General features: G+C 57.5%; 12 protein-coding genes. 9 read left to right on the top strand and 3 right to left on the bottom strand.

Going from position 1 to position 13,389, the window contains the following annotated elements; all coding sequences use genetic code 11:
• Window positions 1-46 precede the first annotated feature (46 nt).
• Window positions 47-655: a DUF1349 domain-containing protein gene (locus AC127K_RS03350; protein WP_483721570.1), complete on the top strand. Its 609-nt coding sequence runs from the start codon at window positions 47-49 to the stop codon at window positions 653-655.
• Between the two features lie 92 nt (window positions 656-747).
• On the opposite strand, the gene AC127K_RS03345 is transcribed toward AC127K_RS03350, so the two are convergent.
• Entirely contained in the window at window positions 748-1,290 is a 543-nt protein-coding gene (locus AC127K_RS03345; RefSeq protein WP_483721569.1) for an RNA 2'-phosphotransferase, read from the bottom strand.
• Between the two features lie 300 nt (window positions 1,291-1,590).
• On the opposite strand from AC127K_RS03345, the gene AC127K_RS03340 reads away from it, so the two are divergent.
• The 3 genes from AC127K_RS03340 (at window position 1,591) to AC127K_RS03330 (ending at window position 5,715) form a co-directional block, all read left to right on the top strand.
• Window positions 1,591-2,889 (top strand): lactate racemase domain-containing protein, encoded by a 1,299-nt coding sequence (locus tag AC127K_RS03340; RefSeq protein ID WP_483721568.1) that lies wholly within the window; start codon window positions 1,591-1,593, stop codon window positions 2,887-2,889.
• Between the two features lie 233 nt (window positions 2,890-3,122).
• Entirely contained in the window at window positions 3,123-4,379 is a 1,257-nt protein-coding gene (locus AC127K_RS03335) for an iron-containing alcohol dehydrogenase (RefSeq protein ID WP_483721567.1), read from the top strand.
• Window positions 4,336-5,715 (top strand): aldehyde dehydrogenase, encoded by a 1,380-nt coding sequence (locus AC127K_RS03330; RefSeq protein ID WP_483721566.1) that lies wholly within the window; start codon window positions 4,336-4,338, stop codon window positions 5,713-5,715. Before AC127K_RS03335 ends, AC127K_RS03330 begins: the two co-directional genes overlap by 44 nt.
• 120 nt (window positions 5,716-5,835) lie before the next feature.
• On the opposite strand, the gene AC127K_RS03325 is transcribed toward AC127K_RS03330, so the two are convergent.
• Together AC127K_RS03325 and AC127K_RS03320 are read right to left on the bottom strand one after the other, a co-directional pair.
• On the bottom strand, window positions 5,836-6,084 hold the full coding sequence (locus tag AC127K_RS03325; protein WP_483721565.1) for a hypothetical protein: 249 nt from the start codon (window positions 6,082-6,084) through the stop codon (window positions 5,836-5,838).
• A gap of 91 nt (window positions 6,085-6,175) precedes the next feature.
• Window positions 6,176-7,228 carry a M42 family metallopeptidase gene (locus AC127K_RS03320; RefSeq protein ID WP_483721564.1) on the bottom strand — a complete coding sequence of 351 codons (1,053 nt, stop codon included), beginning with the start codon at window positions 7,226-7,228 and terminating at the stop codon, window positions 6,176-6,178.
• A 331-nt stretch (window positions 7,229-7,559) separates the two neighbouring features.
• On the opposite strand from AC127K_RS03320, the gene AC127K_RS03315 reads away from it, so the two are divergent.
• From AC127K_RS03315 to AC127K_RS03295, 5 genes are all read left to right on the top strand, one after another.
• The gene (locus AC127K_RS03315) at window positions 7,560-8,714 is read left to right on the top strand and encodes an ABC transporter substrate-binding protein (protein ID WP_483721563.1); all 1,155 of its coding nucleotides are present in this window, start codon (window positions 7,560-7,562) and stop codon (window positions 8,712-8,714) included.
• 78 nt (window positions 8,715-8,792) lie between these two features.
• A complete protein-coding gene (locus AC127K_RS03310; RefSeq protein ID WP_483721562.1) occupies window positions 8,793-10,508 on the top strand; it encodes an ABC transporter permease in 1,716 nt (571 codons plus the stop codon).
• 1 nt (window position 10,509) lies between these two features.
• Window positions 10,510-11,586 carry an ABC transporter ATP-binding protein gene (locus AC127K_RS03305; protein ID WP_483721561.1) on the top strand — a complete coding sequence of 359 codons (1,077 nt, stop codon included), beginning with the start codon at window positions 10,510-10,512 and terminating at the stop codon, window positions 11,584-11,586.
• 176 nt (window positions 11,587-11,762) lie between these two features.
• Window positions 11,763-12,323: a GNAT family N-acetyltransferase gene (locus AC127K_RS03300; protein ID WP_483721560.1), complete on the top strand. Its 561-nt coding sequence runs from the start codon at window positions 11,763-11,765 to the stop codon at window positions 12,321-12,323.
• Window positions 12,324-12,469: 146 nt separating this feature from the next.
• Window positions 12,470-12,994: a hypothetical protein gene (locus AC127K_RS03295; RefSeq protein WP_483721559.1), complete on the top strand. Its 525-nt coding sequence runs from the start codon at window positions 12,470-12,472 to the stop codon at window positions 12,992-12,994.
• The last annotated feature ends 395 nt before the right edge of the window (window positions 12,995-13,389 follow it).

Genomic DNA, 13,389 nt, shown 5'->3' with positions numbered 1-13,389 from the left:
GGCCGCTTGCTGTCCCTTCCTAAAAATTCTGAGGAGGCGTATCCCCATGTTTGACACATCCCTGCTCCGCTGGACCCGGGAACCGGCCGAGTATACCATTGAACCCCAGAAGATCCGGATCACCACCCGGCCCCACACAGATCTGTGGCAGCGGACCTACTACCATTTCCGCAACGACAGCGCACCGGTGCTGCAGATGGAAACGACGGAAAAGTTTTTCTCCTTTGTGGTGAAAACCGAGTTCGACAGCCACCATCGCTTTGACCAGTGCGGTGTGGTGGTGTATCTGGACAGCGAAAACTGGCTCAAGGCCTCCATCGAATATGAGAACGAGAAATTTCAGCATCTGGGCAGCGTGGTGACCAACCACGGCTGGTCGGACTGGGCCACCACCGAGATCGATGCCGGCGTCCGCTCCATGTGGTACCGGCTGAGCCGCCGGCAGGACGATTTCTGTCTGGAATGCTCGGAAGACGGGGTGACGTTCCGCCAGATGCGCATCTGCCATTTGCTGGAAGGCGGTGGCTCCATCCGCTTCGGCCTGTACGCCTGCAGCCCCGAGGACTCTTCCTTCACCGCCACCTTCACCCATATGGCTATGACCGAATGCCTGTGGAAGGCCCATGACGGGCAGGCGCCCGACGCCGAAGAATGAATCCGTACCGGCCGGAACAGAACCGGAAGAAAAAAGCAGCCGCATCCAGAAGAGCGGCTGCTATTTTTATGCGGCACAGGACCGGCAGGGGGTTACGGCTGTGTCTGCTTTTCCAGATATTCCGGCGGCACCCGTTTTGTCAGCCAGATACCGTTTTTGGACCGGTAGATGGCAAAACCGTCTTCGGCCATCCGCGCGGCGGCCACCCGGTACACCACCGGTTTCCCGTGCCGCCGTCCCACGGCCACAGCCGTTTCCTCGTCCCCCGAAAGATGTACATACAGCCGGCTTTTGGGAAGCAGCCCCTGGACATCGATGGAATCGGTGTACTTTTCTCCGGTGCCGTGCCACAGAAATTCCGGCGGCTGTACCCGCTCCAGCTCCACGTCCACGGGGATGGAGTGTCCCTGGTTGGCCCGGATCATCGTTTTGTCCTCGCTGAAGGAATACCGCTGTTTGTCGTCGGTTCGCACGATCTCTTCCAGCTGTTCTCTAGTCAGGGGATACCGGGGGGCCACGCCGGCCAGCAGCTCCTCCACGTTGGCCCAGCCGTGTTCGTCCAGACGGATGCCGGCCGTCTCCGGTTTGTGCCGGAGCACCAGACAGAGAAACCGGCTTGCCTTGATCATATCCATCGTATGCGACCCTCTTTCTTGTCTCGGGCAATGGTGAAACAGAAATTCCATATAATAATAGTGTATCGCAGAAAACCCGTATCAGTCAACAAGTACCATAACAGGCAATTTTCCGTGATGCCGTCAGAATGATTTGAAAACAGGGGGGGTGGGACATTGGGGATACGGGACGGCTGCAGACGCATCCATGGCAGGGGCCCGCCTTTCTTGATTTTTGGGGTGCAAAGTGCTACCATCATGAGTATACCTGTATCTTTTGACAGCGATCTCAGATACCACAATCAGAGAAGGCGACGATATATGGAAAAGATGAAATACAGCGATACCGAATTTGCTGTGTCCCTGGACCCCAGCCAGGTGGTGGCGGAAGTTCACGCCAACACGGTGGATTTTCCCAAGCGCACGGTGCGGGAGCATATCGAATATGCCCTGGACCATCCCATCGGTGCGGGTCCCATTGAGGAGGCCGTACGGCCGGGGGAGACGGTGTGCATCCTCATCTCCGACACCACCCGCCGCTGGCAGCAGCCCAGCGCCTATCTGCCCATCCTGGTGGAGCGGCTCAATCGGGCCGGCATTCCCGACAAGGACATTCTCATCCTCTGCGCCACCGGCACCCACCGCAGGCAGACGGAGGAAGAACACATCTCGCTGGTAGGGGAGGACCTTTACCGCCGCATCCGGTTCATCGACCATCAGTGCGACGACAAGGAGCACCTGACCTACATGGGCACCACCAGCCGGGGCACGCCGGTGTGGCTGGACAGCTACGCCATGTCCTGTGACAAGATCATCCTCACCGGCGGTGTGGTCTACCACTTCCTGGCCGGTTTCGGCGGCGGCCGCAAATCCATCGTCCCCGGCATTGCAGGCCGGGAGACCATCAACACCAACCACAACAACGCCCTGAACAAGGGCCTGGGCAGCGGTTCCAATCCCCGGGTTTGCAACGGCAATATGTCGGAGGACAACCCCTTCCACAGTGACCTGATGGAATGTGCCGCGTTTGCCAAGCCCGCCTACCTGCTCAACGTCATCGTGGACGACAACTACCAGATCGTGGGTGCCTTTGCCGGTGACTGGCGCAAGGCCCACGCGGCGGCCGCCAAGGCGGTGGAGCAGCTGGACGGCGTGCCCATTCCCCGCCGTACACCGCTGGTGATCGCCAGTGCGGGCGGTTATCCCAAGGACATCAACCTGTATCAGACTTCCAAGACCCTCTCCAACGCTCTGGCGGCGGTGGCACCCGGCGGTACCATGATCCTGCTGTCCCAGTGCCGGGAGGGCTTCGGCGATCCCGACTGCGAAGCCCAGATCTGCAACTATGACAGCATGGAAGCCCGGGAGAAGGCGTTGCGCGCCAACTTCTCCATCGGCGGCTTCGTGGGCTTCCTCTTCGCCGAAACAGCGGAAAACTACCACATGATTCTGGTCACGGACATTCCCGGTGAACGGTTCGTTCACACCGGCATCCGGGTGGCCCGCACGCTGGACGAGGCCCTGGCGCTGGCCGCACAGGAAAACGGCGGCAGTCTGGCCGGGGTGGAGACCACCCTGATGCCCCACGGCGGCAGTACTTTCCCCCTGCCTCAGGCCTGATTTTTCTCATGATGCACAAAGCTCCTCCGCAAAGTCCGGGGGAGCTTTTTTGCAGGGGGGATCTTTCGTGCGGCAGTGCAGCGGCCTGTCTGCCCTGTTCCGGCTATGAGAAAAGCCGCTGCACGGTACTTCGTCAATTTTGACAGTTTTCGAAAAATATTTACCTAAAGTTTTACTTGACATTGTCTTGCTTTTTGTCTTATCCTTTATCATAGCGTCCATAGTGGGAAAGGATGAGAAAAATGAACGTTTTCAAGAAGATTTATTGCCGCGTTTTTCAGCTTGGCATGCGCATTGCCCTGCCTTTTTTGCCCTACCGTGAACCCAAACTGATCGAGGGGGTCAGCGGCGTTCCCGCCGTGCTGCGGGAGCACGGCATTGACTGCGTCATGCTGGTCACTGATGCCGGGGTCCACGGCCTGGGTCTCACCGCCCGTCTGGAGGAGACCCTCAAGGCCCAGCACATCCGCTGCGTGGTCTATGACCGCACCGTGGCCAACCCCACCGTGGCCAATGTGGAGGAAGCCCGCGCCCTCTACCTGGAACAGGGCTGCCAGGGGCTGATCGCCTTCGGCGGCGGTTCCTCCATGGACTGCGCCAAGGCGGTGGGGGCCCGCATTGTGCGGCCCCGTAAGTCTCTGGACAAGATGGAAGGCCTGCTTCATGTGATGCACCGTCTGCCGCTGCTCATCGCAGTGCCCACCACCGCCGGCACCGGCAGCGAGACCACCCTGGCCGCCGTCATCACCGACGAGAAGATCCACCACAAATACCCCATCAACGATTTCTCGCTGATCCCCCATTATGCAGTCCTCGATCCAGACGTGACCCTCAACCTGCCCCGGCAGCTGACCGCCACCACCGGCATGGATGCGCTGACCCACGCAGTGGAAGCCTACATTGGCCGCTCCACCACCAAGGGCACCCGGGCCGCCGCCATCGAGGCCGTGCAGCTCATCTTCAACAACCTGCCGGAGGCCTACTACAACGGCCATAACCGGGAAGCCCGGGCCAACATGCTGCGCGCTGCCTACCTGGCCGGTACTGCCTTCACCAAGAGTTATGTGGGGTATGTCCATGCCGTGGCCCACAGCCTGGGCGGCCGGTACGGCATTGCCCACGGTCTGGCCAACAGCGTGCTGCTGCCCATCGTGCTGAAAGCCTACGGCAGCGCCGCCTGGAAAAAGCTGGCCGAACTGGCCCGGGCTTCCGGCGTCAGCCAGGATACCAGCGATGAGGCGGCCGCCAAGGAATTCATTGCCTACATCGACGCCATGAACGCCGCAATGGACATCCCCGAGACCCTCCCCGGTATCCGCACCGAGGACATCCCCCAGCTGGCCCGCTATGCCGACCACGAGGCCAACCCGCTGTACCCGGTTCCGGTTCTGTGGGGCCCCGACAAGCTGGAAGATATGTACAAACAAGTTCAGGAGGTTTCCACCCATGACGGAACTGGAGATTCAAGCCATTCTCAAACGGCAGCGTGAGTATTTTGCTGCCGGATATACCCTGCCCGCCGAAGCCCGCATCACGGCGCTGAAAAAGCTCAAGGCCTCCCTGCAAAGCCATGAGGCGGATCTGGCCCGCGCCCTCAAGGCCGACCTGGGCAAGTCCGCCACCGAAAGCTATATGTGCGAGACCGGACTGACCCTGTCCGAAGCTACCTGGATGATCCGCCATGTCCGCCGCCTGATGCGGAACCGCCGGGTGTCCACGCCGCTGTCCCAGTTTGCGGCCAGCAGCTTCCGCTCTCCCTCTCCCTACGGCAATGTGCTCATCATGAGCCCGTGGAATTACCCGGTTCTGCTGACCCTGGACCCGCTGATCGACGCCATCGCCGCGGGCAACACCGCCATCGTCAAGCCCAGCGCCTATGCCCCGGCCACCGGTGCGGTGCTGCAGCAGATCGTGGAGGAGTGCTTCCCGCCGGAACATGTCTGCGTCGTCACCGGCGGCCGTGTCGAAAACCAGGCTCTGCTGCACCAGAAGTTTGACATGATCTTCTTTACCGGCAGCAAGGCTGTGGGCAAGGAGGTGCTGCGCTGCGCCGCTGAGTACCTGACCCCCGCCGTGCTGGAACTGGGCGGCAAGAGCCCCTGCATTGTGGAAAAGTCCGCCAAGATCGGTCTGGCCGCCAAGCGCATCGTCTTCGGCAAGTACCTGAACTGCGGGCAGACCTGCGTGGCCCCGGACTACATCCTCTGCGATGCCTCCATTCGTGACGAGCTCATCGACGCCATTCAGAAGGAGATCACCGCTCAGTTCGGTGCCGACCCCATGGCCAATGAGGACTACGGCAAGATCATCAACGAAAAACACTACCGCCGTCTGATGGGCCTGATCGACCCAGCCAAGGTGGTCTGCGGCGGCACCGGGGACGAAAAGACCCAGCGCATTGCCCCCACCGTCATGAAGGACGTGACCCGGGAGGATGCCGTCATGGGCGAGGAAATCTTCGGACCCATCCTGCCGGTCCTGACCTACACCGACCTGGACGCCGCGCTGGCGGATATCGAGTCCCAGCCCCATCCGCTGGCCCTCTACCTCTTCAGTGAGGACAAGGCCGTGCAGCGCAAGGTGCTGGACCGCTGCCATTTCGGCGGCGGCTGCCTGAACGATGTGATCATCCATCTGGCCACCAGCGAAATGCCCTTCGGCGGCGTAGGGGAGAGCGGCATGGGCGGCTACCACGGCAAGGCCGGGTTTGAAGCCTTCAGCCACCTGCGCAGCATTGTGGACAAAAAGACCTGGCTGGATATGCCGGTGCGCTACCAGCCTTACACCAAACAGAAAGACAAGATGCTGCGGTTTTTCCTGCAGTGATCCGGTGCCAAAAAAAGAGGCTTTCCTCTGTACGGAGGAAAGCCTCTTTTTTTCTGTCTCTCGCAGGCAGAGCCCGGTCTGATCCTGCATGGTCCTCTCTTGCACCGGCGCCCGCGGTCCTTACCAATCCACATCCTCTTCCGGCAGGCATGCGTCAAGCGGGGTGTGCAGCCTTTCCAGAAGTTTGCTTCTCAGTCCGGCGTCTTCCGGGCACCGGAGTGCCGCCGTGCTGTCTTCAAAGTCTTGCTGGTTCATCACCAGGACGTTTCCGTTTTCCGTGGTGACCTTCAGGACCTCGTGGGATAGGATCGCCGCTGCCAGCATCTTATCCAGATTTGCCTGAAAATCATCTTCGGTGATGGCAATCATGGACTTTCTCTCCTCTCCATGCGCAGCGCGTACTGCGGGCCGCACCGCCGGCAATTTCCTTGGGTACAACGGCGGTTCCCGTTGGCAGAAATCAGGCCAGTTCCAGGTAAAGTGCCGCCAAGTGCATGGTGGCGTTCAGGCCATCCAGATGGGTGCGCTCCATGCCGTGGGAGGCATGCACCCCCGGGCCGATGAGGGCAGCCCGACAATCCATGCCGGCACGCCAGGCGGCGCCCACGTCCGAACCGTAGTGGGGGTAGATGTCCACCGCGTAGTCCACGCCCTGCTCTTTGGCCAGCTGCACCAGCCGGCTGACCATGCCATAGTCGTAGGGGCCGCGGTTGTCCTTGGCGCAGATGGAGACCTGATACTCAGTGCAGCTCAGGTCCTCGCCGATGCAGCCCATGTCCACCGCCAGCAATTCGTCCACCGTGGGCAGGGTGGCGCCGCCGTGGCCCACTTCCTCATGAACGGTGAAGGTGAAATAGGTCTCGAACCGGGGGCGGACGCCGGTTTCACGCATCTGCCACAGCAGGGTCAGCAGGCAGGCGGCACTGGCTTTGTCGTCCAGAAAGCGGGACTTGACAAATCCGCTTTCGGTGACGGTGGTCTTGGGGTCGTAGCAGACGTAGTCACCGGCGGCAATGCCCAGGGCCAGAACGTCCTCCTTGCTGTGTACCTTCTCATCAATGCGCACGGCCATGTTTTTCTCGTCCCGGGGGCGGGTGGCAGCGTCATCCTGCACATGGACCGAAGGCGAAAGGCTGAGCACTGTGCCGGTATATACCTTGCCTTCGCGGGTGTAGATGCGGCAATATTCGCCGTCCAGGGTGGGCAGCAGCGGGCCGCCCACCTTGGTGACCATCAGCATGCCGTCGGCGGTGACCGAGCGCACCATCAGGCCCAGGGTGTCCACATGGGCGCACAGTCCCACCTTGCGGCCGGCCTCCCGACCGGGCACCGTCACCACCAGGTTGCCCTTGTTGGTGCGCCGGGTGGCAAAACCCAGTTCCCGGGCAATGCCCTCGGCCACCGTCACAACCTTTTCGGTAAAGCCGGTGGGGCTGTCCTGCCCCAGCAGTTTCTGCAGCGTATCTACCAGGAAAGCCTGACGGGCCGGTTCCTGCATCGTTTCCTTTGTCATTTTTCCTATCCTCTCTTTGCGAAAAATATCCGATTCCATCTTACAAAAAAAATCCGCCCTTGGCAAGGGGAAAAGCCCGTCGGGATCCGCACCTGCCGGAGAACAAGCGGCGCAGTCGGGGGCCCGGTATGCCCCAAAAGGCAGTGAGAAACATCCTTTGCCGGAGGCATCTGCGGCAGTACATGGTATCAAACAGGATTCCATACCGGATAACGGAAAACACACTTCGTCACAATATCGCGATTTGTACATTTTTAATCATAGTTGTTGACAAATGATTGCGCAAATTATATACTTTTCTCAAAGATTCTACCAGAGGAGGTACGAATACATGAAAAAGCTTACATCCCTGTTGCTTGCTTCTGCGATGGTCCTGAGCCTGGCGGCCTGCGGCGGTTCCGGTACATCTTCCGATACCGGTGACTCCCAGGCTGCCACCGACTCTGCCACCACCGCGGAGACGGGTACTGCCGAGACCGGTTCCGCCATGGACGAACTCATCGCCGCGGCCCAGGCCGAAGGTGAACTGATCGTCTACGGCTCCTGTGAGGAAGAATACCTGGCCGTGGCCTGCGAAAACTTTGAAAAATTGTACGGCATCGATGTCCAGTATCAGCGTCTGTCCACCGGTGAGGTGCAGAGCAAGATCGAAGAAGAAAACGGCAATCCCTCTGCCGATGTCTGGTTCGGCGGCACCACCGATCCCTACAACGTCTGTGCCGCGGAAGGCCTGCTGATGCCCTACGAGGCGCAGAATGCCTCCCATCTGATGAGCGACGCCTACCGTGACGCCGACGGCAACTGGTACGGCATCTATAAAGGCATCCTGGGCTTTATGGTCAACAAGGACGAGCTGGAACGGATGAACCTGGAAGCTCCCAAGGACTGGCCCGACCTGCTCAAGCCTGAATACCAGGGCTTGATCTGGACCTCCAACTACAACACCGCCGGCACCGCCAAGCTGGTCATCAATACCATGATCCAGAAGTACGGCCATGATGAAGGCATCCAGTACCTGGTGGATCTGGACAAGAACGTGCAGGTGTACACCAAGTCCGGCTCCGGCCCCTCCAAGAACGTGGGCACCGGTGAATGCGTCATCGGCATCGGCTTCCTGCACGACGGCATTACCCAGATCGTGGACAACGGTTACGGCAACATTGAACTGATCATCCCCTCCAGCGGCACTTCTTATGAGATCGGTGCCACCGCCATCTTCAAGGGCGCCCAGCACGAAAACGCCGCCAAGCTGTGGATTGAGTACGCTCTGAGCCCCGATTGCGTCAATCTGGCCCAGGACAACGGTTCCTACCAGTTCCTGGTCATCGACAACGCCACGCAGCCCGCCATTGCCAGTGAGTTCGGCCTGGACCCCGAAAACGTCATGGATTATGACTTTGAGGACGCCAAGCAGAACACCACCACCTATGTGGAAGAGGTCATGAACGCCCTGGGCGGCGGCGACGATCGTTTCGAAACAGAATAACCGCGCCGACAAACACCTTCGGGGGATGGAGAAATTCTCCATCCCCTTATAGTTTGCTTCCGAAAGGAGGAACCCCCTATGGCCAGTCGTCAGAGCGCGGCATTGGACCGGAAAAAGCTGATGGCAGACCCCATCATGGTCACGACCATCATCGTTCTCATTGCCTTCCTGACTCTGTTTATTCTTTACCCTCTGGCAATTCTGCTGGTAGACAGCGTCTACGGCCCGGAAACCGGCCTCACCCTGTCTATCTTTGAGCGGATTTTCCAGATGCCCAGCTTCCGCAAGGCGATCACCAACACCCTGAAAGTCGGGTTCACCGTGGGCATCCTGTCCACCATGATCGGTCTGCTGTTTGCCTATGTGGAAGTCTACGTCAAGATCCGCACAAAGTTCACGTCCAGACTGTTCCAGGTGGTTTCCATGCTGCCTGTGGTTTCGCCGCCCTTCGTGCTGTCCCTTTCCATGATCATGCTGTTCGGCAAGGCGGGCATCATCACCCGTTATCTGCTCAAGATCTACGATAACAGCGTCTATGGCTTCGGGGGCATCTCCATCGTACAGACCCTGACCTTCTTTCCCGTTTGCTACATGATGCTCAAGGGTCTTCTGAAGAACATCGACCCCAGCCTGGAAGAGGCCGCCCGGGATATGGGTGCCTCCCGGTTCAAGGTATTTACCAGCGTGACCCTGCCGCTGATCCTGCCGGGGCTTGGCAATGCGTTTTTGGTGACCTTCATCGAATCCATCGCCGACTTCGCCAACCCCATGATCATCGGCGGTTCCTACGATACACTGGCCACCACCATCTATCTGCAGATCACGGGCGCGTACGACAAACAGGGTGCCGCCGCCATGGCCGTGGTGCTGCTGAGCATCACCATGCTCATGTATCTGGTACAGAAATATGTGCTGGAGAAAAAGACCGCTGCCACCCTTACCGGCAAGGCGTCCCGGGCTCGCATGCTCATTGAGGACAAGAGCGTGACCCTGCCCCTGACCGTGCTGTGCTCGCTGGTGGCGCTGTTCGTGGTCCTGATGTACATCTGCGTTCCCCTGGGCGCCTGCTTCAATACCTGGGGGTACGATTTCACCCTGACGCCCAAGTGGTTCATCCGGGTTTTTGAAAAATACAAGGGTCTGCAGGCGTTCCGCGATTCCTTCCTGCTGTCGCTGGCTTCGGCTCCCATTACAGCCTTGCTGAGCATGATCATCTCCTACCTGGTGGTCAAGCGGAACTTCCGGTCCAAAGGCTTCATCGAGTTCGTCTCCATGCTGGCCATGGCTGTTCCCGGCACCGTCCTGGGCGTGGGCTATATCCGGGGCTTTGTAAACGGTGTGTTCGGTACCGGTTTCCTGTCCGGCATCTATGGCAGCGCCGCCATCCTGATCATCGTCTTTATCGTGCGTTCCCTGCCCACCGGCACCCGCAGCGGCATCTCTGCCCTGCGGCAGATCGATAAGAGCATTGAGGAATCCGCATACGATATGGGCGCCGACAGTTTCCAGGTGTTCATGACGGTCACGCTGCCGCTGATCAAGGACTCCTTCCTCAGCGGTCTGGTCACGGCTTTTGTGCGCAGCATCACCGCCATTTCCGCCATCATCCTGCTGGTCACACCGCAGTTCCTGCTCATCACCGTGCAGATCAACGAATTCGCGGAGAAGGGCTCCTATGGCATTGCCTGTGCCTTCGCCACGATCCTGATCATCATTACCTATGGCTCCGTTCTCTTGATGAATCTGGTCATCAAATATTTCGGTACCAGCCACAAGCTCAAGGAGGTAGAGTGAAATGGCCAAAGAAAAAAAGGGCGTACGCCTGGAACATATTTCCAAGATTTATAAGGACCCCAAAACCGGAAAGGATTTTTACGCCGTCAAGGACGCCGACCTGGAAATCGAGCCCGGTTCGTTTGTGACGCTGCTGGGCCCCTCCGGCTGCGGCAAGACCACGACCCTGCGGATGATCGCCGGCTTTGAAAGCCCCGACGAAGGGGAGATCTACCTGGGCGGAGAGCCCATCAATGCGCTGACCCCCAATAAGCGGGACACCGCCATGGTGTTCCAGAGTTATGCCTTGCTGCCCCACTACAATATCTTCGACAATGTGGCCTATGGCCTGAAGCTGCGCAAACTGGACAAGCACACCATCCAGGAGAAGGTCACCAATATTCTGAAACTGGTGGGTCTGGAAGGGATGGAAGGGCGAATGACCAACCAGCTCTCCGGCGGCCAGCAGCAGCGTGTGGCCCTGGCCCGTGCCCTGGTTCTGGAACCGGGCGTGCTTCTGTTTGACGAGCCTCTTTCCAACCTGGATGCCAAACTTCGTGTGTCCATGCGCACCGAGATCCGCCGCATCCAGCAGGAGGCCGGGATCACCGCCATTTATGTGACCCATGACCAGTCCGAGGCCATGGCCCTGTCCGACAAGATCATTATTATGGAAAAAGGCGTTGTCACGCAGATCGGCACACCGCAGGAGGTCTACTACCATCCTGCCAACGAGTTTGTGGCAGACTTCATCGGCGAGGCCAACTTCCTGCGGGGGCCTCTGTCCGGCAAACAGGGGGATTCCGCTGTTGTGACGGTGGAAGGCAACCCTGTGAATGTGGTGGGGGCCTCTGGCCTGGAAGAGGGGAAGGAGTGCACCCTGGTGCTCCGGCCGGAGTCTGCTGTTCTGGCCGAACAGGGGCAGCTTCCCTGCAAGGTCATTATGTCCTGCTTCATGGGAGCTTACCAGAACTATCATGTGATGGTGGGCAGCACCATGGTGAAGATCACCGATTTCAACCCCAAGAACAAGAAGATCTACAACGTGGGCGACAGCGCCTGGGTCGCCTTTGAAAAAGAAAACGTCCACCTGCTGTAAAAGCAAATCGGCAGTGTCCGGATATAAACAAGAATAAGAAACACGCGGGTGTATCCGGAAGGACGCATCCGCGTGTTTTTGGCCTGTCTGTGGCTCCTGATGCCGGTTTGCAAAAAAATGTTGGTTATCTAAATGTATGCTGCAAATATCCGTTGATGAACGCTGGAATTTGTGGTATGTTCAATCTTGAAAAGCTGCCGGCAAGATTTGAATGGGAAGAAAACCAAATGCAATCTTGCTTGGCGGAGAAAAAGTGTGGTGAAGTGGACATGTACCATGTGGAAAATATGAGCTTGCAGCAAGCCAAGGAAATCGCAGAATGGAAGTATCCCTCTCCTTATGATGTGTACAATTTTCCGGCCTGGGATGCCATGGAAGAAGGCAAATGGGCTATTACCCTCCCGGAAAGGCGAAAGCAAGAATTTCGCATTATTTGTTATGCAAATGAGATTGTGGCTTATTTTAGACTGTTTAAGACCCAACCTGACGGAAAATATTTCCTTGGTCTGGGGCTTCTGCCGGAATTCTGCGGCAAAGGCAAGGGCGCGGACATTGTGGGGCAGATCCTGGCATACACGAGACAGAGAAAAATCAAAGCCCTGTATTTGGAAGTGAGGGATTTCAACAAAAGAGCAATCCGCTGTTATCAGAAAGCGGGATTTGGTGAAGTGAATCGCTATGATAAGCATGTGCTGGGCAGTGTATGCAGGATGATAGAGATGGTATATGTCTTTTAGGCCATCTGCAGCCAGCATCAATCCCAATAAAGAAAATCCGGCTCGGCACCGATGTGTGCTCCCCGATCAGCGCAGCTCACCCGGAAAGGCATTCAACAAAAACGATCATACTTTCTTTGTATTTTGATTTACATGAGAAAACAACCATGACAATCAAACAAATCATCGACGACAAATCCGTGAAGCGGCTGGAAAAGAGGAAGCTTATCGTTGAAGGCATCGTCAACGGAAGCCTCGATTTTTCCGCAGTTTCTGCGGCCTGTTCACTTTTGCCTGAGAAAAACATTTCCCTTTTACTGGAAGCCATTGAAGAAGTTAGCCGTTCCAAAGAGGTTTCCCTGGGAGAGGATTACCTGACTCTGGCAGAAAGATATATTTTGTCTTCGGATCCTTCCTGCAAAAGGGAAGCTTCCCGAATTGTTGGAAATCTTGCGGCTACTTTTCCGGCCAAACTTGACCGTGCCATAACCGCTTTGTTGCAGAATGCGCACCAGGATGGAACGGTGATCCGATGGGCAAGCGCTTATGCCTTATCCCGCATTGTGATAATCCCGCAATATGCAAGGGGACCGCTGTTTGAACAAGTCACCAAGCTGTACGAACAAGAAACGGAAAACGGTGTAAAGAACCAATACGGGAAAGCGTTAAAAAAGGCGGAAAAAATCAGATAAGCGCAAGGGCCGTTCCGGTCATGAATCATGGAAAATGCAAACGGTTTTCCACCGACCTCCAGGGGAGGGGGGATTTCTTTTGGCCGGCTCAAATTCACTATCATCGGCCCCTGATTTTTGTTTGTTTTCTGCCGCCTGCGTCTGGCGTGTAAAATAGGGCGGAGCCTTATTCACCTGGCAAATTGCAAGTGCCAGGAACGGACCAATTGTCCGGCCGAAAAATCGAGGAACGTTGGTATTCCAAAATGGGTATAGCAATTGCCCGGGCCGCATGATATCATGATTTCAGCATCAGTTTAATAAAATGCACATCTTTACAACGGGGCGAAATTTTGCTATACTGTACACAGTTCTTATACCATACCAAGAACTGTCATGGTTGCTACAATAAGGTA

This window comes from Subdoligranulum sp. DSM 23681 (genome assembly GCF_057005535.1).
This window is presented reverse-complemented; position numbering and strand designations above follow the sequence as displayed.

Excerpts from the sequence above, each read along its gene's own strand:
- AC127K_RS03350 (WP_483721570.1), top strand. The coding sequence starts at position 47 with ATGTTTGACACATCCCTGCTCCGCTGGACCCGGGAACCGGCCGAGTAT.
- AC127K_RS03320 (WP_483721564.1), bottom strand. The coding sequence starts at position 7,228 with ATGACAAAGGAAACGATGCAGGAACCGGCCCGTCAGGCTTTCCTGGTA.
- AC127K_RS03295 (WP_483721559.1), top strand. The coding sequence starts at position 12,470 with ATGACAATCAAACAAATCATCGACGACAAATCCGTGAAGCGGCTGGAA.
- AC127K_RS03330 (WP_483721566.1), top strand. The coding sequence starts at position 4,336 with ATGACGGAACTGGAGATTCAAGCCATTCTCAAACGGCAGCGTGAGTAT.
- AC127K_RS03345 (WP_483721569.1), bottom strand. The coding sequence starts at position 1,290 with ATGGATATGATCAAGGCAAGCCGGTTTCTCTGTCTGGTGCTCCGGCAC.
- AC127K_RS03300 (WP_483721560.1), top strand. The coding sequence starts at position 11,763 with ATGTTCAATCTTGAAAAGCTGCCGGCAAGATTTGAATGGGAAGAAAAC.
- AC127K_RS03335 (WP_483721567.1), top strand. The coding sequence starts at position 3,123 with ATGAGAAAAATGAACGTTTTCAAGAAGATTTATTGCCGCGTTTTTCAG.
- AC127K_RS03305 (WP_483721561.1), top strand. The coding sequence starts at position 10,510 with ATGGCCAAAGAAAAAAAGGGCGTACGCCTGGAACATATTTCCAAGATT.
- AC127K_RS03315 (WP_483721563.1), top strand. The coding sequence starts at position 7,560 with ATGAAAAAGCTTACATCCCTGTTGCTTGCTTCTGCGATGGTCCTGAGC.
- AC127K_RS03310 (WP_483721562.1), top strand. The coding sequence starts at position 8,793 with ATGGCCAGTCGTCAGAGCGCGGCATTGGACCGGAAAAAGCTGATGGCA.
- AC127K_RS03325 (WP_483721565.1), bottom strand. The coding sequence starts at position 6,084 with ATGATTGCCATCACCGAAGATGATTTTCAGGCAAATCTGGATAAGATG.
- AC127K_RS03340 (WP_483721568.1), top strand. The coding sequence starts at position 1,591 with ATGGAAAAGATGAAATACAGCGATACCGAATTTGCTGTGTCCCTGGAC.